This is a genomic window from Acinetobacter sp. YH12145, from assembly GCF_013418335.1.
GTDB lineage: Bacteria > Pseudomonadota > Gammaproteobacteria > Pseudomonadales > Moraxellaceae > Acinetobacter > Acinetobacter amyesii.
Map to the genome: position 1 here is coordinate 42,819 of NZ_VPCE01000002.1, position 17,942 is coordinate 60,760.

The following is a 17,942-nucleotide window of genomic DNA, read 5'->3' on the forward strand; positions in this document are numbered from 1 at the left end:
TATAATTCAATGGGATTGGAATCAACATGGAACAAATAAACGAAGAAATCTTAGAGCAACTTTTTCATAAAGCTTTACATGAACCTGCGTATCGACCCGAATTTTTAGCTCAATTATTAGCGGCCAATGTGTATTGTGTGGGAACAACAGGGGGACGTGATTCACGTATTGCCGAAGCTTTGATCTTGGATGAAGGCGACAGTGTTCAATTGAACTCATGGGAAGATGAAACTTATGATTGCATCATCCCGTTTTTTACCTCTTTTGAAAAAATGCGGTTGGCAATATCTGAAGAAGAGTCGTATATCCGGCTACCAACCAAGGTATTATTTGAAATGACCTTGGGAGCAAAGCTTATATTGAATCCACAATCACCAGATGCAACGAAGGACTTTGTACCAGAAGAAATTCAACATTTGCTGGACGGGCAGTATATTCAGCCCTCAGAAAACTATGAAGTTACGGAAGATACGGAAGTTTTAATTGGTCAGCCGGCGGAATATCCGCAGTTTATGATTGATCAATTAAGCATTTTTTTTGGCACAGAGCGTGTGGTAAAAGCTGCTTATTTGGCGCAAATGCTGAATAAAGTTCGAGATGATTCACCAACTTTGCTGATCGGACTAGATTTAGAAGCAGGATTATCTGAACAACAAATTCAAGATTTACACAGTAAAATTGGTCGTATCACACAGGACAGTTTAAAAGAGCAATGCCCAGTGGATTTAATCCATGTCAATACGCACAGTGTGGATGGTGTAGAAGGGTATTTGCTTAATGAAACGCAAGCTTTTTACCAACGTGTTGATGGTAAGCCTAAGGGGTTCTTTGCTAGACTCTTTTCATAAAATAGATATGTAAAATCGCTTTAGTGAACGTACTGCAACGCTAAAGCACATGTTGAAATGGGAGAAGACAGATGACGATGGATCAGAGTCAACTACTGACTATGTGGTTGAAGGAACGTGAAATTCAAAATCAGTCTAAACATACATTGCAAGCGTATGAGCGTGATGTCAGTGATTTTCTCCAATTTTGTACAATACGCAACTTGCCACTGCATGATGTTGAAAAGTCAGATCTGCGTGAATTTGTTGCTCATAAAGTGGAACAGTTTCAGCTCAGTCCAAGTAGTTTGCAGCGCATGTTATCTTCGATTCGCCAATTTATGAAATGGGCAGAACAAGGAAATTATCTCAATTTTAATCCTGCAGATGATTTTCAGCTCAAACGCCAATCACGTCCTTTACCTGGATTGGTCGATATTGAAACCATTAAACAAATCATGGAACAGCCTGAGCCAGAAAGTGAAACTCAACGGCAGCTTTGGATACGTGATAAAGCGATTTTGGAGCTGCTATATTCAAGTGGTTTACGTTTGGCTGAAGTGCAGGGCTTAACCATTCGAGATATTGATTTTAATCGCCAACTGTTACGTATTACGGGTAAAGGGAATAAAACGCGCATTGTACCTTTTGGTTCTAAAGCCAAAGAGGCTGTGATGCATTGGTTGCAATTATATCCTGCATGGCATGGTGATTTTGTCCCAGAAGCCCAAGTTTTTATCACTCAAAAAGGTAATCCACTGGGGGTAAGACAAATAGAAAATCGAGTTAAATTTCAAGCTCGACGTGCAGGTGTAAATGTCGATTTACATCCGCATTTATTACGACATTGCTTCGCTAGCCATATGTTGTCCAATAGCGGTGACTTGCGTGCTGTACAAGAAATGTTGGGTCATAGTAATTTAACCACTACACAAATTTATACCCATGTGGATTTTGATCGATTGGCACAAGTTTATGATCAGGCCCATCCAAGGGCACAGCATAAAGATTCGTAACAATTGCAAAAACGACTTTGGTACTCAGTGGTCTAAATTTTGCTTAAATTCACAGGCTAGATTTCACATTTTGCATCCTAAAGTGGTCTACTTCATGAAAATTAAATAAGGATGTGAAAAAATATTGGTAAAATTGACCGACATTTTGAACTATTGTCGCATTATAAAAATTCAAATTATCGGGTATAAAAATTGTCCATTATTGAATTGACGTAAGTGCTGAAGTGAAATTCGCCATTTACTAAATTGCTGTACCGTTAAAAATATATAGGCCATACCATGATTTCAGATATTCAAGAAAAATATGACCAGTTAAATGGTCAGCAAAAAGAAATTTTTGCAGGATACGGCTTACGCCAGATCAAACACTTTGTTGAAATCAGTTTGCCTGAAGTAGAAGCTGTATTGCCTGAAGGTGCGCAGCTACAAGGGATTAATGCCGATGGTAAAGTTCAGGCGTTTAATGCGACGACGGGACAATACTTTATTTGGATTTCGGATAAACAATGGCAGCTTACCAATAAAGCAACTGCTAAATTTGACAGTAAAGAAGATGCCCTCACCATTTGGCGTATTTTTGATTTGGCAAAGTATGAACTTATTGACCTAAGCCACATCCATCGTGACTTTTTGGAAAATCAGCCAGCCTAAACCATTGGTCAAATAAACAACTCATGGGCTATCTTCATTGGTTTTGGATGTTTAGCCCTTATATCACCCGCACCATGACATGTTGTGATGCTTGTGAGCAGAGCGTTAAAGTGTCTACCTCGTTTGGTTTTAAGCTTTCAAATGAACATTTGAGATAAGCTAGTGGACGTCTTTGCAAAACTTATGATGCTAAACAAAATCTCTAAATGCAAAACCATTTCGCTGTTCAGTAATTCAATTCGCTCAGTTTTGATAGCGAGAGCCTGTAAATCCAATCAGTTGTATTCTTGTTTAAGAAATTAAGCTCAAAGGCTCCTTAGATTGTGTTTGTTCATTTGCAGCAAATCATTTTTTTTCTTTGCTTAAAATATAATGAAATACCGCATAGCTAGGTATTTGCATTCGAGGCTGTGAAGGTAATCCGTCACTACATTGCCAAGCTTGTAGTTTCAGCCTCGTCGTTTCTAATGATTGAGTTGCTCGTTGGCAGATCAATTGTTTGGTTACAAATCTTCTAACGGTAACTGGAAGCTTTGTTTGATGATTTGGCTAGGTAAATCAGTCTTTACACTAGTGATGCCATTTTTCTTGGTTAAGTGAGTAGATTGAAATTTGCGGTAACTTTCTAGGTCAGGAACTACAACTTTGAGCATTGCATCGCACTCACCCAAAATAATGTAGCACTCCATGACTTGAGGAAGTTCTTTCATCGCTTCGATAAAAGTATCGATGGTTTCAGCATCTTGCCCAGTCAGCCAAATACGAGAGAATAAAATCAATTGAAAGCCAATCTTTTGTGGATCGACCACGGTGGTGTAATTCTGAATCACACCTGCTTCTTCGAGTAATTTGACCCGACGTAAACAAGAAGAAGGAGAGAGTCCGATTTCCTTGGCTAAGTCATTATTTTGCATGCGGCCATTATTTTGAAGTGCGCGAATGATATTTTTATCAATACGATCTAGTTTAACTAGAATTGACTTAGAAGATGTCTTCATAAAATAGAATATAATTCTAAAAATAATATCTATTGTAGAATATTTGATATCCTATTTTAAAGCGATTCAAACATACTAATTTCACTTTCAGGATATAGAAAGGGAAAATTGAAATGTCTGTATTTGCTTTGTTTGCCTTAACGGTAATTCCCCTTATTTTCACACCAGGACCCGATATGCTTTTTATCCTGTCACAAGTGATGGGTAAGGATGCAAAAGCAGGCATGATGGCAACAGTAGGTGTGTGTTCAGGTTACTTGGTTCACTCGATTTTGGTGGCATTGGGTATTGCTGCGATTATCGTGTCATTTCCACTACTGTTTGAAACAATCCGCTGGTTGGGGATTGCTTATCTTTTATATTTGGCAACGCATTTACTGCGTTCAGTATTTAGCAGTAAAAAATTAAGTATTGAGAAAAAGTCAGCGTCCAACCCGATTAAAAAAGGCTTTTTTACGGCTTTACTGAACCCGAAAGGTATGTTGATTTATTTTGCAATTTTGCCGCAATTTATCGATAAATCAGCGAATACTGTGAGCCAAGGTTTGATTTTGTCCTTCATTTTTATTGGGCTGATTTTTGTGGTGTATTGTAGTTTGAGTGTGGTCTTTGCACGTATTACACAAAAAACTGAAATTGATGAACGCAAACAAAAGTGGATTGATGGTACATCAGGTGGTTTGTTGGCTCTTGCTGCGACATGGTTAATTGCCAATTAAAACAGCAAATGTAAATTGGGCTAAATGCCTTAACTAAAACCTTCGCGAAAGCGGAGGTTTTTTTATCTGTGCTGAATATTGACAGATATTAAGAATAAGAAGAGGGGGAAAAACACGCCAATTAGCTTCAGAAAAGTGAAATCAGCACTAAATTCATTATGCTTCTATCTTAAATGACAAGTTTAGATATGTTGCCGAATGTGTAGAGAGAAAGCTCTATTTCAGAAAGATTGATCGAAAATTGATATTAAATCAGATCTTTTGATGAGCTAAATCAAGTAAAAAAATAATAAAAATCAATGCTTAAAAAATAACTGAATAATGCGTTTTTTTGAATAACTGAAGCATTCTTTAAAAAATGTGAACGATAAGTTCAAGGAAATTACGCTTTTTTACAGGTCTTTCGATAATTGTGACTTGACCGAAATGCCGTACACATTGCAAGATAGGGCACCTAAAAAATTTAAAGTGAAGAGTTAATATAACTTTTCTCAACATTTACATTTGCTAAAACAGCCGAGGATTACATGAAGGCTCTTGTTGCTGTAAAACGTGTGGTTGATGCCAACGTTAAAGTTCGCGTTAAGCCGGACAACAGTGGTGTTGACTTAACGAACGTTAAAATGTCAATTAACCCATTCTGTGAAATCGCAGTGGAAGAAGCGGTTCGTTTAAAAGAAAAAGGAACTGTTTCAGAAATCGTTGTTGTTTCTATTGGTCCTAAAGAAGCTCAAGAACAAATCCGTTCTTCTATGGCGCTTGGTGCAGACCGCGGTATCCTTGTTGAAGCTGACGACAGCCAGTTAGGTGCACTTGAAGTTGCAAAAATCCTAAAAGGTGTTGTAGATGCTGAACAACCTCAATTGATCCTTCTTGGTAAACAAGCAATTGATGATGACTCTAACCAAGTTGGTCAGATGCTTGGCGCGCTTTTAGGTGCTGGCCAAGGTACTTTCGCTTCAGAAGTTAAAGTTGAAGGCGACAAAGTACAAGTGACTCGTGAAATTGACGGTGGTTTACAAACTGTTGAACTTGCACTTCCTGCAATTATCACCACTGACTTGCGTTTGAATGAGCCACGTTATGCTGCTCTTCCAAACATCATGAAAGCGCGTAAAAAACCGCTTGATACTAAGTCACCTGCTGATTATGGCGTTTCACCTGCGACTAAGCTTAAAACTGTTAAAGTTGAAGCTCCTGCAGAACGTAAAGCGGGCGTACAAGTGAAGTCTGTAGACGAGCTTGTAGATAAATTGAAAAACGAAGCGAAAGTGATCTAATACAGAAGGATAAAAATCATGAGTATTTTAGTTATCGCTGAGCACGACAACAAAGCACTAAATGGTGCAACTCTTAACGTTGTTGCTGCAGCGCAAAAAATCGGTGGTGATATCACTGTATTAGTAGCTGGTTCAGGCGCTCAAGCAGTTGCAGACCAAGCAGCTAAAGTTGCGGGTGTAAGCAAAGTATTGCTTGCTGACGACGCAGCTTATGCTAATCAATTGGCTGAAAACGTTGCTAAATTAGTTGCTTCTATCGGTGCGGGATATTCTCACATCCTTGCTGCTTCTACGACAACAGGCAAAAACGTACTTCCACGTGCTGCTGCGCTACTTGACGTAAGCATGATCACTGACATCATTGCTGTTGAAGGTCCTAAAACTTTCAAACGTCCAATCTATGCAGGCAACGCGATTGCAACTGTAGAGTCTGGCGAGTCTGTTGTAGTTGCGACTGTTCGTGGTACTGCATTTGATGCTGTTGCAAGCGAAGGCGGCTCTGCTGCAGTTGAAGCTGTTGCATCTACTGGTGATGCTGGTATTTCTAAGTTCGTTTCTGAAGAAATCGTGAAATCTGAACGTCCAGAATTAACAGCTGCGCGTATTGTTGTTTCAGGCGGTCGTGGTGTTGGTTCAGGTGAAAACTATCACACTGTTCTTGATCCATTAGCGGACAAGCTTGGTGCTGCGCAAGGCGCATCTCGTGCAGCAGTTGATGCTGGTTTCGTACCAAACGATATGCAAGTGGGTCAAACAGGTAAAATCGTTGCTCCTGACTTGTACATCGCTGTAGGTATCTCTGGTGCGATTCAGCACTTGGCAGGTATGAAAGAATCTAAAGTGATCGTTGCGATCAACAAAGATGAAGAAGCGCCAATTAACTCAGTAGCTGACTACTGGTTAGTGGGTGATTTGAATACTGTAGTTCCAGAATTAGTATCTAAAATCTAATTTCTGAACGCAGTTCAAAACGCTCCTAAGCTTATGGTTTAGGGGCGTTTTTATTGTTTGAAGAATTAGTAGGTCTTCTTGGTTATGTTTAATCGATTAATTATACGTAAATGTACATATATAAATTGCACTTAGATGTTTCATGCTTATGAGGGTAGTGGATTCTTAGTTTAGTAGTTCAAAATTCATATAGTGTTTCTTATTATTGGTATTAGACACTACTGTAGCGCAAGCTATTTGTATGTTAAAACTTAAATGGTAAGTAAGCAGGAGCAATGGCTTGTTAATAGGATGAAAATTAATAAATTATAAAAAATACATAGGTTTAAAATAATAAAATTTATCCTTCAAGTTTGAATCTTAAACTTAAAGCAAGCTTAAAGGATTGTATATTTTGTGTTAACTTTGCTTTTTTATTGAACTTGCCTTTAGGCCGAGTCTCCCTTTGAAATTTGATTTTCAGTTACCAATCAGTGTATTGGTGCTGATGATCTGTTGTTTACTTTTTCCTGTTTTACAAAGTATCTCTTTTCCTTTATTTGATGGAATGACTGTTACGGCAGTTGAATCGGTCCAAGCATTGTTATTGCTGTTTTTTGCGATTTTTACTTTTTTCTATATTCGACCACTTGAAATGCAAGATGGAAAGAAACAATTTTGGTTGTGGGCTGTTGCATGGTGGTTGTTGCTATTTGGTCGTAGTATTAGTTGGGGGCGTGACTATTTTCCTGATGTGCCTAAACCGTATTTTCGTTTAATTTCGGTATTCATGATTGCACTTGTGGTCTTTATGCTGTTTTCGCCGTATTTACGTCAAGAAATTGTACGTAAGCTAAAAACCTTGGCTTTACCAATTTGGCCATTGGGCTTGGTGATATTGGGCTTATTTATTTCTGATGCAGTTGAGCATAGCCGAAGTCTCAGTTTTTTATTTTTGTACGATTTAGCTTATAAAGATTTCATCGAAGAAGTTTATGAATTTCCGCTTATTTTAGGTTTGTTTTTAACAGCATACCCATGGATGCAGCAGGATCATGTGCCTCAAGAATTAGAAGTCATGCAATATCATAAAGAGTGATTTTTATCACATTTATGGGTCTAAATTTGAAGCTACGAAAAGAAATATTTTGAACATTAAACAACCTCTATTCGTAGAGGTTTTTTTCACAGCAAATAAAATCAAAATGCTTAAAATAAATACAAAAAATCATGGTTCTAGTGCAAGATGATTGGCACAAAAATCAGGGTTTTTATGCTATACTGTCCGACTTGATTTTTGATATTGGTTCAGTGTTTTTTGAACTAATTTTTACAGATTTACGATATATAAATGCGGGCAGAATTCTGCTTGTATAACAAGGAGTATGCATGAGCGTATCGGAAATTAGACCGATTGCCATTGAGGATGAACTGAAGAGCTCATATCTCGATTATGCAATGAGCGTGATTGTGTCACGTGCGTTGCCAGATGTCCGAGATGGTCTCAAACCTGTTCACCGTCGTGTGCTTTTTGCAATGCACGAATTGGGCAATGACTACAACAAAGCTTACAAAAAGTCTGCCCGTGTAGTCGGTGACGTCATCGGTAAATATCACCCACATGGTGACTCAGCTGTATACGAAACCATTGTTCGTATGGCTCAAGATTTCAGCTTACGCTATCAATTGGTTGATGGTCAGGGTAACTTCGGTTCTGTCGATGGTGACAGTGCAGCAGCAATGCGTTATACCGAAGTTCGTATGCGTAAATTAACCCACGAACTTTTAGCGGATCTTGAGAAAGATACCGTAGAGTGGGAAGACAACTACGACGGTTCTGAACGTATTCCACAAGTCATGCCAACACGTGTGCCTAACTTGTTGATTAACGGTGTAGCTGGTATTGCTGTAGGTATGGCAACCAATATGGCTCCGCATAACATGACAGAAGTCATTAATGCATGTCTTGCTTATGCCAACGATCCGCACATCAGCATTGAAGGGTTAATGGAACATATTTCTGGTCCAGACTTCCCTACAGGCGGTATCATTTACGGTAAATCAGGCATTGTCGATGCGTACCGTACTGGTAAAGGCCGTTTGCATATCCGTGGTAAATATCACATTGAAGAAGACCAAAAATCGGGCCGTAGCACGATTGTCTTCACTGAAATTCCTTATCAAGTTAACAAAGCAAAAACCATTGAACGTATTGCTGAGTTGGTTAAAGAGAAAAAACTTGAAGGTATTTCTGAACTTCGTGATGAATCAGATAAAGAAGGGATGCGTATTGCAATTGACTTGAAGCGTGGTGAAAACGCTGAAGTGATTGTAAATAACTTATTCCAAAATACCCAATTAGAAAATTCATTCAGCATTAACATGGTCTGCCTCGATAATGGTCAGCCTAAGTTAATGAACTTGAAGGATATTATTGCAGCGTTTATCCGTCACCGTCAGGAAGTGGTTACACGCCGTACCATGTTCGAATTGCGTAAAGCACGTGAACGTGGACATATCTTAGAAGGTTTGACGGTTGCTCTGGCAAATATCGATGCGATCATTGAAACCATCAAAACATCTGCAAACCCAAGCGAAGCGCGTGAACGTTTACAAGCGGGCGAGTGGGCAGGCGGTGGTGTTGTTGCCTTGCTTGAAAAAGCGGGTGCGGTATCTGTCCGTCCAGATGAAATTGAAGGCGAAGATCCATCACGTCCATTTGGTTTAACAGGTGATATTTATCGTCTGTCTCCAACCCAAGTAGGTGCGATCTTAGAACTTCGTTTACATCGCTTAACCGGTCTAGAACAAGACAAGTTACAAGCTGAATATACAGAAATTCTTGGTCAAATTGCTGAATACACGGCAATTTTGAACGATTTCAACTTATTGATGAACGTGATTAAAGAAGAATTGGCTTTAATCCTTCAACAATATGGCGATGCACGTCGTACCGATATCGTGGAATCACGTATCGACTTCTCTCGTGAAGATTTAATCCCTGAAGAGCAAATGGTACTAACTGTTTCTAAATCAGGCTATGCAAAAACTCAACCATTGTCAGACTACGCTGCACAGCGTCGTGGTGGACGTGGTAAGTCTGCAACTTCAATGAAAGAAGACGATTACATCCAGCATTTGATCGTGACTTCAAACCACGCAACAGTGCTTTGCTTTACCAATGTGGGTAAAGTTTATCGTTTGAAAGTGTATGAAGTACCTCAAGCATCTCGTGGTGCGAAAGGTCGTCCGATGGTGAACTTATTGCCATTAGATGAAAACGAAACCATCACCGCTATTTTACCTGTGGTTGATGCGCCGAAGAAATTTAAAGAACGCTTGGCTGACTTTAAAGCATTTGTAAAAGCCAATAATGCACAGCTACAAACCAATGAAGTGATTAATAGTCATTTTGCTGGTTTAGAAGCTGCACTTGCTGAGACTGAAGACGGTGCAGATGACTTGTCTGATGCATTACGTGTTCAATTGAAACAGTTGGGCTTAGAGCTTTCTACCACTGATCTTGATGACGAAATCATCAATGACTTTGCACAGCAAGCAGAAGCCGTTCGTAAAAACTTCTACGTATTTATGGCAACAGAATACGGTACGATTAAACGTGTTGAGTTAGAACAATTCTCGAATGTTCGTTCTAACGGTCTACGCGCGATTGAGCTGAATGGTGATGACACTTTAATTGGTGTCGCCATTACCGACGGCGAACAACAAATCATGTTGTTCTCAAACGAAGGTAAAGCCATTCGTTTTGCCGAAACTGACGTGCGATCAATGGGTCGTTCTGCCAAAGGTGTTCGTGGTATGCGCGTGACCATTGGTGCAGCAGCTCAAGCTGAAGAAGCTGAGGATGCGGATGTAGAGTCTGATGATGAAGATACCTCTGATTCAGCTCTCATTAGCCGTATAGTGTCATTGGTGGTTGTTCCGGAAACCGGTGAAGTACTTTGTGCTTCAGCTAATGGTTATGGTAAACGTACACCAGTAGATGACTTCCCAACCAAGAAACGTGGCGGTAAAGGTGTTATTGCAATCAAAACATCTGAACGTAACGGTGAACTTGTTGGTGCGGTAGCGATTGATGCGTCTAAAGAGCTGATGTTAATTTCAGATGGTGGTACGCTGGTTCGTACACGTGCGTCTGAAGTGGCACAAACAGGTCGTAATGCTCAAGGTGTTCGTCTGATCCGTTTAGGTGAAAGCGAAATCTTGGTCGGTGTTGTTGCGATCGAAGCAGTTGAAGAAGACGAAACTTTTGAAGAAGTGGAAGCAATCGAAACTGAGCAGCTTGTAGATGACTCAACGATTATTGATCAAAATGACAATGAATCAGATCTCAATGGGCCTGAAGAAGACTAATTGAAGATTGAGAAAAGAGGGCGCTACGGCGTCCTTTTTGATAGATGAATAGTATTAACAAAAATTTATATAAACAAGAATAGTGACTTAAATGTATTTCAAAAAATTAATTAGAACCAAAGGAATAGTCATTTGTTTTGCATTAATGGGATGTAGTGAACCGACGTCTGTAGAGTTTAATGAAGGTATAAAAAAAGAATCATCTATTCCTTATAAGCTGACACCTTTGCAACTTAAACACATTGAGCAATTGTATGTTGCTATACGTGATAAAGATTTAGATCAAATCCAGAAAATAACAGATGAGAAGTTTTATCAAGCTTTGTTAGAAGATCCAACATTACTACCAGAAATATCTTCATATATTCCATATTTTGAAAAAGTTTTAGATTATAAAATGTTGGAATATAAAAGTATTAAAAATAGTGTGCATGGTGAACTAATTGAAGCAAACCTTAAGTATGAATACGAGCAGCAAACTGTATTTTACACCGTATTATTTAAACAAGATGATCCTTTGGCTAAAATTATCGGTAGTCATCTAAAGTTGGTACTTAAATAAACCCTTAGAATTTTCAGTGGTACTTTATTTAAATACATTAAAAGTGAAGCTCATTTACCTTGCGTAAGTGAACAGAGTTTAATTTAATGTATTGTCAACAAGTTGGAAAGAGAAAAGTTAAAGAGATATCTTAATTTTAATATCAACTTTGAAGTTTTATATATACTCAAAAGCTTAAATTAGGAATAAGTGTGGTTATGAAGGCAAATTTTTTGTTACTAGGTTGTGTCATAGCGTTGTCAGGCTGTGACCAAATTGGTCAAAAAACCTTAAATGCAATACCAGACCCAAGCGCTGAACAGACTGAAGTTGCCCAAGCTGCCTATGATCAGTTGCGTGAAGGCAATTTTGAAAAGCTGTACACCTACTTTGAACCAGAACTCAAAGCCAAGTTTGAACAGAATGAAAAAGAGCTGCGTAAATTTGCACGAGGTATTCCGAAACAAGATTACTCACGCAAAAATATAGTGGCTAAGCACATTGAAAAATCGACTGAAAAACCATCTTTATATACGGTCACTTATGAGTACGGTTATACCAATAAAAACCTTGTACAGTATGATGTAAGTTTTGATAAACCCGCAGGAAGTAACAAAATTCGAGATTTTAATATTTCAGTTTTTGGCGAAAAAAATAAATAAAATTGGTGAAAGAATAAAACAAAGCTGTAAAAAAGGACGCCGAAGCGTCCTTTTTTATGTCATAAAATTAAGCGGCATCTTTTAGATTAGCGGCATAATTTTTTTGTTTTTCAGTATCAAATTGGCCTTCCCATTTACTGATCACCAGTACCGCAAGTGCGTTACCAATTACATTCAGTACAGTACGTGCCATATCTAAAATACGGTCAATACCTGCAATGAATGCCAGACCTTCAAGAGGAATACCGACACTGCCGAGAGTCGCCAGCAAGACCACGAAAGAAACGCCAGGTACACCTGCAATCCCTTTAGAGGTAATCATCAAGGTCAGTACTAGAATCACTTGTTGGGTGATTGTCAGATCGATCCCGTAAAGCTGAGCAATAAAGATAGCCGCAATACTTTGATATAGGGTCGAACCATCGAGGTTAAATGAATAGCCAATTGGAATCACGAAACTGGTAATCGGTTTCGGAGCACCATAAGCTTCCATTTTTTCCATAATACGGGGTAGGACAGTTTCAGAACTTGCAGTTGAATAGGCGAGAATCAATTCATCTTTTAAGATCTTGATAATGGCCCAAACACTGAAGCCACAGAATTTAGCAACTGCACCTAATACAATGAAAATAAAGAAGAAGATTGCACCATAAACTAAAACTGCGAGTTTAAGCAGTGGCACAAGTGAGCTGAAGCCGAAATTCGCAACAGTCGCTGCAATCAAGCCGAATACACCAATAGGGGCAAACATCATGATCATGTGCGTAACTTTAAACATCGTTTCAGAAACAGCGGTCAACACTTTAATTAAAGGTTGTTTTACTTCCTGATCAAGCGCACCTAAACCTACGCCAAACATCACAGAGAAAAAGATGATTGGGAGCATTTGACCACTAGTCAAAGCTGCAAAAAAGTTAGATGGAATAAGTGAAAGTATTGTTTGAATCAAACCATGAGAATGTTCACTGACTTCATGTGTTGTTTCTTGATACTTTGAAATATCGACTTGCGTCAATGCAGACATATCAATGCCGGCACCAGGTTGGAATACGTTGGCTGCAACTAAACCCACTAAAATAGCAACGGTGGTAATGATTTCAAAATAAATAATCGTTTTGAAACCTAGTTTACCTAGGTTACTACCGTGACTTGTATTGGCAATACCTAAAATAAGCATCGACACAACAAGCGGAATAACGATCATCTTAATAAGGTTAATAAAAATTGAGCCCAAAGGAGTCAAAAAGTTATTAACTAAAGCATCACGATATTCAGGAGAATAGTGTAGGAAAGCACCAACAAGTATACCTAGAATGAGAGCAATCACGATTTGCCAGGCAAGGCTCACCTTAATCTTTTTCATACATCAGCTCTTATGTCAGATTTGGGAGAAAAAAGCCCACAGTCATCCACGAACAAATGTTGCAGACAGACTGAATCCGCCATGACAAAAAGTTCTGAATAATTTGGGAGATAAATACGACAATATTTTGCAGTTTATATGAGAATACAGCCAACGATTTTGATAAAAACCAAACTGTTTGATCGATAAATTATCATTTTTAGTCGTATAAACGATTTGATTGTTAAGTTTAATTTATAAAACGAATAAAATTGAGTTATTAATAAACACTTCACAAAATCGCTGATTTGCCTAGAAAGATCGAAAAACTAAATGTGAGCCTGTATTTTTCATTTTTATATAGAAGTTTGCTTTATACTTGTGAGGCAAATAAATCAGTGAAAATTCTATAAATCACATAGATTATCCGAACTAAATTTTAACTTTATATATTTTAATAATAACCAGAGGGCTTGTACGGTGTTGAAAAAATTAGTCGTCATCATCACTTTAATCTTACCTATAACGGCTTGTGAAAAAATCGGCGATTTCTTGATTGCAAAATTCGAATCAAGCCTGCCAAGTGAGACAAGTTCACAGCGTGCGAAGTCAGAAAAATTATTCGTCGCGCTACACGAACCCCATCAAGACACCTTTTTGGCATTGGTTGAAGAAAATGTTCGTGATGCGATGCTGGCAGATCCAGAGCTGTTTTCACGTATGAAAAAACTGATTCCTGCAGGTCAACCTAGCGCTGAGGCGGAAGTGATTCAGCGAATGGCAAATACTCGGCTGGGAGAAGGTAAGACCACAACAATTGTGTATAAATATGATTATCCGCAAAAAGAACTGTATATGAGTGTGGTCTTTGCAGGTCATGATGGGGACGATAAAGTGAAAGGATTCTGGCTTGAAAACGCTGCAGAAAAAGAATCAGATGATTTGGTTACTGAGATCACTTCAGATGCAGATGATTTTGATATTCAAGTGGATGAGGCATCGACTGTGACGCCAACAGCATACAGCTAATAGATGACAGCAAGAATTTAAATTTGAGACATGATTAGATACAAAGCGTTCGAGTCTATGATGAATAGGTTTGAACGCATTTCGCTTGAGACCAGACATGTCTTACAGCACAAACAGTTTTATCTTTTGGCAAACTTTAAACGCCAGACAGCAAGACATAAAAAAATCAGTCCAATACTTGTGAGATAAAGCAGTTTTGGGATGACGATTACTGTAGGCACACCCATCTGATTGAGTTGAAGGAACAGTTGTATGCCTTGGGTTGATGGCAACACCTGAGCAAGTATTTGCATCCATTCAGGCATAGCTGCATGCGGCCATGCCGTTCCCGAAAGTAGAAATAGCGGAATAGAACTAAAAACGATGACATGTCCTGCACGTTCTGGCAGGTCAAGAAAAGTGGCGAGATAGAGGGTCATTGCAATAATACAACTGAGGAAGATGGGTACAGCAATGAACATACCCCAAAAATTTCCACCTCGTGGATAATCATTCAGCCAAAAAGTAAAACCAAATAAATAGAAGCACCCTAAAGTCCCGATAGTCAAAATACACAAGAAGATGCCAGCTAATTGTGAATAGCTCGGACGCCAAGTGGTGTTTTGTCGATAGGTCGCAATCAGCATGGATAGACCCAATAAAATCGTCTGATGAATAATTAAGGGAGCAACCGCTGGGAAAATATAGCTGCCATAGCCTGAAAGTGGATTAAATAATGGAATCTTATGGATAGACAAAGCCGGGCTAAAATCTGATATGTTCTGGAATTTTTCTGCATATTCGACGAGGGCATTTTCCATAGAACTGGCTAAACCTAAGCCAATTTTTTGAGTCTTTAGAAAATTTGCAGCACTGAGATATAAACCAATTCCACCGGTTTCACCACGGCGAATGCTATTTGAAAGATTACTCGGCAGCAGTAAAATCCCGTCAGCTTGCTGACTTCTGAGCATATTTTCAGCTTCAGAAAAATTACCAGTCACAGCTCGAATTTCTACATTGGGACTATTGGCTACAGCACCAATAATCGTATTGGTGAGTATGCTTTGTTCCTCATCTACCACAATGATGGGGAGCGATTCTGCGTGTTCCGCTTGATAAGCAATGGGATAAAAAAAACTATAAAGAAAAACAGAAAGCACCAAAGTGGTAAAAATCGAACTGTGCTTCACAATATCTTTAAAGGTTTGAATATAGTGTCTGAGCAAATTTGATAAAAATGACGCGATTACATTCATATGACTTGCTCCTTTAGTACTTTACGTAGAAAGAAGCTGGCAAGAACAAAATAGAACAGACAGTAAATGATCAGGGTGACAAGCGGTGTGATTGAAATGGAGATTGGGCTACCAATGACCCATTGTTCTGTTTGTAATTTGGCATAAGGCGTATAGGGAATAATATTGGCCCAAAACTTTGTAAACATCGGTGCGTTATTCAGCGGCAATGTTACCCCTGCAAAACTCAGTGATGAGCCACCATATACCGCAATAAAACCAAAAGACTTGGTGAGATCACGCGTTGCTAAAACTACGGTAGAGCTGATAAAGGCATAGGCTGTATAAAAAAACAATTGCCCGAGCAAAATTATCAATAATGAACCCTGAACAAACCAACCTCGAAACACGATTAGCCAAAACATCCACGCCCATGTCCAAGCGGTAAAAATGAAAACATAACTGAGATTTTTAGCGATTAAAGCTTGAAAGACAGAAGTCGGTTTCACCCATTGATTTACAGTGCCATATTTGATTTCTTGACCAACCGAAAATGCGACACAGCAACACAGTAGTAAATGTAGAATCGCAGGAATCATGTAGGGCTCTAAATAGAACTCGTAATTTAAACCCGGATTGTATAAGGGTGAAATTTTGACATTGGGCGTCGGTGCATCAAGGTAGGGAATAGTATTTTCTAAATACTGATGACCACTAAAATCGGCCATGGCTTGCAGTGTACTCAGTAACATGGCTGATGAAATACTATTGCCGACACTAAAATAGCTTTGGTTATAGGCAATGCTGATTTCTGCATCTTTTGCTTGAACCAGTCGTTGCTCTGCACCAGCAGGAATATGAATATAGCCCCAAATGTGGGTTTGATTTATCAGCTTTTCAGCATCGTCCATACTAGGTGTAATGGTGGCTACTTTTAAAGTATGGTTGAGCTGCGCAAAATGAGTAATGTTACGGCTTAAACTGCTTTGATCTTGGTCTATGATCGCGATGGGTAAATGATCTGGTTTGCCTTGAGCAAACATATTAGTAAAGAGCAAAATCACAATGGCAGGGGCAAGTGTGACCATACACAAGTCCCATTTATGCTGCATCAAATAGCGAAACTCACGCAGAATGCCCCTAAACATTATTTACGCTCTTCAATTTTAAACAAAACGCTCATACCCACTTTTAAGTCAGCAATCGGCTGAGCGGGTTTCAGTTGGATTTTAAAACTACGAATGTCATAGCCGCCCGTTTGTCGCGTGGTTTTAATCGTTGCAAATTCACCTTCGGCTTCTATGTGATCAATTTTAAAATCGGCAGATTTGTTCAGTGCGGGTATAAATCCATGCATGGTCTTGAGTTGATACACTTGAGCATACTGGTCTTCACGGACATTTAAGCTAATCCATAAGCTATCATCTTGAATCAGGCTTACAACGGGCACACCCATTGCAACTAATTCTGAAACTTTGCCATAGATTTTTGAAATAGTGCCATTGGAGGGTGCAAACAATTTGGTTTCAGCCTCAAGTGCATTGGCTTCAGCCAACGCGGCTTGCGCAATCTTGACTTGGGCATCTGCCGAGCTTTGTTGTTGCGGTGTACTGCCACGTTTTGCACGCGCATATTGTTGATAAGACGCTTCTGTCATTTGTGCAGCAGACACTGCGGCAGCTTGCATTTCATCACGGCGTTGTCGTGAAATCACACCTTCTTTATAGAGGTTTTGACCACGTTGGTAGGTGGTTTGCGCCAATTGTTGCTGTGCTTTTAGACTTTGCCAATTGGCATACAAACTATCAATATTTTCTTGTTGAGAGCCACGTTCAGCTGTGGATTGCAGTGCTTGCGCAGATTGGAGTGCAGCTAAAGCCTGTTGTTTCTTTGCATCGACTTCGGGGCTGGTTAAACGAACCAGTGCTTGACCTGCTTGTACTTTTTCACCGTCATGCACATATATTTCTTCGATACGGCTGGGTACTTTGGTACTAATGTGGATGGTTTCTGCCTCTACTCGACCTTGTAATTCAACCTGTTTGGGCTGATAACTTTTCCATAAGCCAAATGCAATTAATGCCAAAAGTAGTATCAATATAATGCCAACGGCAATTTTTATCAGTATAGATTTCTTATGTTGGTCTTTTGATGGGGAGAAAGAGTGGTCTTGCTCTAGAGACGTTGAATTAACAGATTCTGTCGGCTTTTTATCCATCGCGATTTCGTCTTGCGTACTACTGTTTTCCATAACAGGCTTTGGTACAACCGTATCATTTGTTGATGTAACAGATGATTTATCCTCAGTTGAGGTGTCTTTTGGTTGATCAGTTGAATCCTGATTCATGTGCATTTC

General features: G+C 39.1%; 16 protein-coding genes. 11 read left to right on the forward strand and 5 right to left on the reverse strand.

Translation table 11 applies throughout. The annotated features are described in order from the left end of the window. Window positions 1–26: 26 nt before the first annotated feature. The 3 genes from FTU80_RS01410 (at window position 27) to FTU80_RS01420 (ending at window position 2,494) form a co-directional block, all read left to right on the forward strand. Window positions 27–848: an enhanced serine sensitivity protein SseB C-terminal domain-containing protein gene (locus tag FTU80_RS01410; RefSeq protein WP_180083871.1), complete on the forward strand. Its 822-nt coding sequence runs from the start codon at window positions 27–29 to the stop codon at window positions 846–848. Between the two features lie 71 nt (window positions 849–919). Beyond that, window positions 920–1,843 (forward strand): tyrosine recombinase XerC, encoded by a 924-nt coding sequence (locus tag FTU80_RS01415; protein ID WP_180003344.1) that lies wholly within the window; start codon window positions 920–922, stop codon window positions 1,841–1,843. Between the two features lie 279 nt (window positions 1,844–2,122). Further along, a complete protein-coding gene (locus FTU80_RS01420; protein WP_218948993.1) occupies window positions 2,123–2,494 on the forward strand; it encodes a hypothetical protein in 372 nt (123 codons plus the stop codon). A 503-nt stretch (window positions 2,495–2,997) separates the two neighbouring features. Here FTU80_RS01420 and FTU80_RS01425 read toward each other — a convergent pair. After that, window positions 2,998–3,492: an Lrp/AsnC family transcriptional regulator gene (locus tag FTU80_RS01425; protein ID WP_078190405.1), complete on the reverse strand. Its 495-nt coding sequence runs from the start codon at window positions 3,490–3,492 to the stop codon at window positions 2,998–3,000. Window positions 3,493–3,605: 113 nt separating this feature from the next. Between FTU80_RS01425 and FTU80_RS01430 the strand changes: the two genes are divergently transcribed. The 7 genes from FTU80_RS01430 (at window position 3,606) to FTU80_RS01460 (ending at window position 11,998) form a co-directional block, all read left to right on the forward strand. Then, entirely contained in the window at window positions 3,606–4,211 is a 606-nt protein-coding gene (locus tag FTU80_RS01430; RefSeq protein ID WP_078190404.1) for a LysE family translocator, read from the forward strand. Window positions 4,212–4,738: 527 nt separating this feature from the next. After that, on the forward strand, window positions 4,739–5,491 hold the full coding sequence (locus FTU80_RS01435; RefSeq protein WP_078192067.1) for an electron transfer flavoprotein subunit beta/FixA family protein: 753 nt from the start codon (window positions 4,739–4,741) through the stop codon (window positions 5,489–5,491). A gap of 18 nt (window positions 5,492–5,509) precedes the next feature. Continuing rightward, window positions 5,510–6,442, forward strand: a complete 933-nt coding sequence (locus FTU80_RS01440; RefSeq protein WP_180009984.1) for an FAD-binding protein — start codon at window positions 5,510–5,512, stop codon at window positions 6,440–6,442. Window positions 6,443–6,989: 547 nt separating this feature from the next. Beyond that, window positions 6,990–7,520 (forward strand): hypothetical protein, encoded by a 531-nt coding sequence (locus FTU80_RS01445; protein ID WP_257221389.1) that lies wholly within the window; start codon window positions 6,990–6,992, stop codon window positions 7,518–7,520. 290 nt (window positions 7,521–7,810) lie between these two features. Beyond that, entirely contained in the window at window positions 7,811–10,795 is a 2,985-nt protein-coding gene (gene gyrA, locus FTU80_RS01450; protein WP_180083875.1) for a DNA gyrase subunit A, read from the forward strand. Window positions 10,796–10,886: 91 nt separating this feature from the next. Further along, entirely contained in the window at window positions 10,887–11,357 is a 471-nt protein-coding gene (locus tag FTU80_RS01455; protein WP_162689711.1) for a hypothetical protein, read from the forward strand. 197 nt (window positions 11,358–11,554) lie between these two features. Beyond that, the gene (locus FTU80_RS01460) at window positions 11,555–11,998 is read left to right on the forward strand and encodes a DUF3887 domain-containing protein (protein WP_180083877.1); all 444 of its coding nucleotides are present in this window, start codon (window positions 11,555–11,557) and stop codon (window positions 11,996–11,998) included. 67 nt (window positions 11,999–12,065) lie between these two features. Here the strand turns inward: FTU80_RS01460 and gltP are convergent, their stop codons facing one another. After that, window positions 12,066–13,361: a glutamate/aspartate:proton symporter GltP gene (gltP, locus tag FTU80_RS01465; RefSeq protein ID WP_078190399.1), complete on the reverse strand. Its 1,296-nt coding sequence runs from the start codon at window positions 13,359–13,361 to the stop codon at window positions 12,066–12,068. A 459-nt stretch (window positions 13,362–13,820) separates the two neighbouring features. On the opposite strand from gltP, the gene FTU80_RS01470 reads away from it, so the two are divergent. After that, window positions 13,821–14,369: a hypothetical protein gene (locus FTU80_RS01470; protein ID WP_180083879.1), complete on the forward strand. Its 549-nt coding sequence runs from the start codon at window positions 13,821–13,823 to the stop codon at window positions 14,367–14,369. 119 nt (window positions 14,370–14,488) lie between these two features. Here the strand turns inward: FTU80_RS01470 and FTU80_RS01475 are convergent, their stop codons facing one another. The 3 genes from FTU80_RS01475 to FTU80_RS01485 are packed head-to-tail and all read right to left on the reverse strand — an operon-like array spanning window position 14,489 to window position 17,933. Continuing rightward, complete coding sequence (locus FTU80_RS01475; protein WP_180083881.1) at window positions 14,489–15,607, reverse strand: ABC transporter permease; 1,119 nt, start codon at window positions 15,605–15,607, stop codon at window positions 14,489–14,491. Then, the gene (locus FTU80_RS01480) at window positions 15,604–16,734 is read right to left on the reverse strand and encodes an ABC transporter permease (RefSeq protein WP_180083883.1); all 1,131 of its coding nucleotides are present in this window, start codon (window positions 16,732–16,734) and stop codon (window positions 15,604–15,606) included. Before FTU80_RS01480 ends, FTU80_RS01475 begins: the two co-directional genes overlap by 4 nt. Further along, a complete protein-coding gene (locus FTU80_RS01485; protein ID WP_373685160.1) occupies window positions 16,734–17,933 on the reverse strand; it encodes an HlyD family secretion protein in 1,200 nt (399 codons plus the stop codon). The genes FTU80_RS01480 and FTU80_RS01485 overlap by 1 nt, the downstream gene beginning before the upstream one ends. Window positions 17,934–17,942 lie beyond the last annotated feature (9 nt).

Excerpts from the sequence above, each read along its gene's own strand:
- FTU80_RS01480 (WP_180083883.1), bottom strand. The coding sequence starts at position 16,734 with ATGTTTAGGGGCATTCTGCGTGAGTTTCGCTATTTGATGCAGCATAAA.
- FTU80_RS01445 (WP_257221389.1), top strand. The coding sequence starts at position 6,990 with ATGACTGTTACGGCAGTTGAATCGGTCCAAGCATTGTTATTGCTGTTT.
- FTU80_RS01415 (WP_180003344.1), top strand. The coding sequence starts at position 920 with ATGACGATGGATCAGAGTCAACTACTGACTATGTGGTTGAAGGAACGT.
- FTU80_RS01430 (WP_078190404.1), top strand. The coding sequence starts at position 3,606 with ATGTCTGTATTTGCTTTGTTTGCCTTAACGGTAATTCCCCTTATTTTC.
- FTU80_RS01420 (WP_218948993.1), top strand. The coding sequence starts at position 2,123 with ATGATTTCAGATATTCAAGAAAAATATGACCAGTTAAATGGTCAGCAA.
- FTU80_RS01440 (WP_180009984.1), top strand. The coding sequence starts at position 5,510 with ATGAGTATTTTAGTTATCGCTGAGCACGACAACAAAGCACTAAATGGT.
- gltP (WP_078190399.1), bottom strand. The coding sequence starts at position 13,361 with ATGAAAAAGATTAAGGTGAGCCTTGCCTGGCAAATCGTGATTGCTCTC.
- FTU80_RS01475 (WP_180083881.1), bottom strand. The coding sequence starts at position 15,607 with ATGAATGTAATCGCGTCATTTTTATCAAATTTGCTCAGACACTATATT.
- FTU80_RS01485 (WP_373685160.1), bottom strand. The coding sequence starts at position 17,933 with ATGAATCAGGATTCAACTGATCAACCAAAAGACACCTCAACTGAGGAT.
- gyrA (WP_180083875.1), top strand. The coding sequence starts at position 7,811 with ATGAGCGTATCGGAAATTAGACCGATTGCCATTGAGGATGAACTGAAG.
- FTU80_RS01455 (WP_162689711.1), top strand. The coding sequence starts at position 10,887 with ATGTATTTCAAAAAATTAATTAGAACCAAAGGAATAGTCATTTGTTTT.
- FTU80_RS01460 (WP_180083877.1), top strand. The coding sequence starts at position 11,555 with ATGAAGGCAAATTTTTTGTTACTAGGTTGTGTCATAGCGTTGTCAGGC.
- FTU80_RS01410 (WP_180083871.1), top strand. The coding sequence starts at position 27 with ATGGAACAAATAAACGAAGAAATCTTAGAGCAACTTTTTCATAAAGCT.
- FTU80_RS01435 (WP_078192067.1), top strand. The coding sequence starts at position 4,739 with ATGAAGGCTCTTGTTGCTGTAAAACGTGTGGTTGATGCCAACGTTAAA.
- FTU80_RS01425 (WP_078190405.1), bottom strand. The coding sequence starts at position 3,492 with ATGAAGACATCTTCTAAGTCAATTCTAGTTAAACTAGATCGTATTGAT.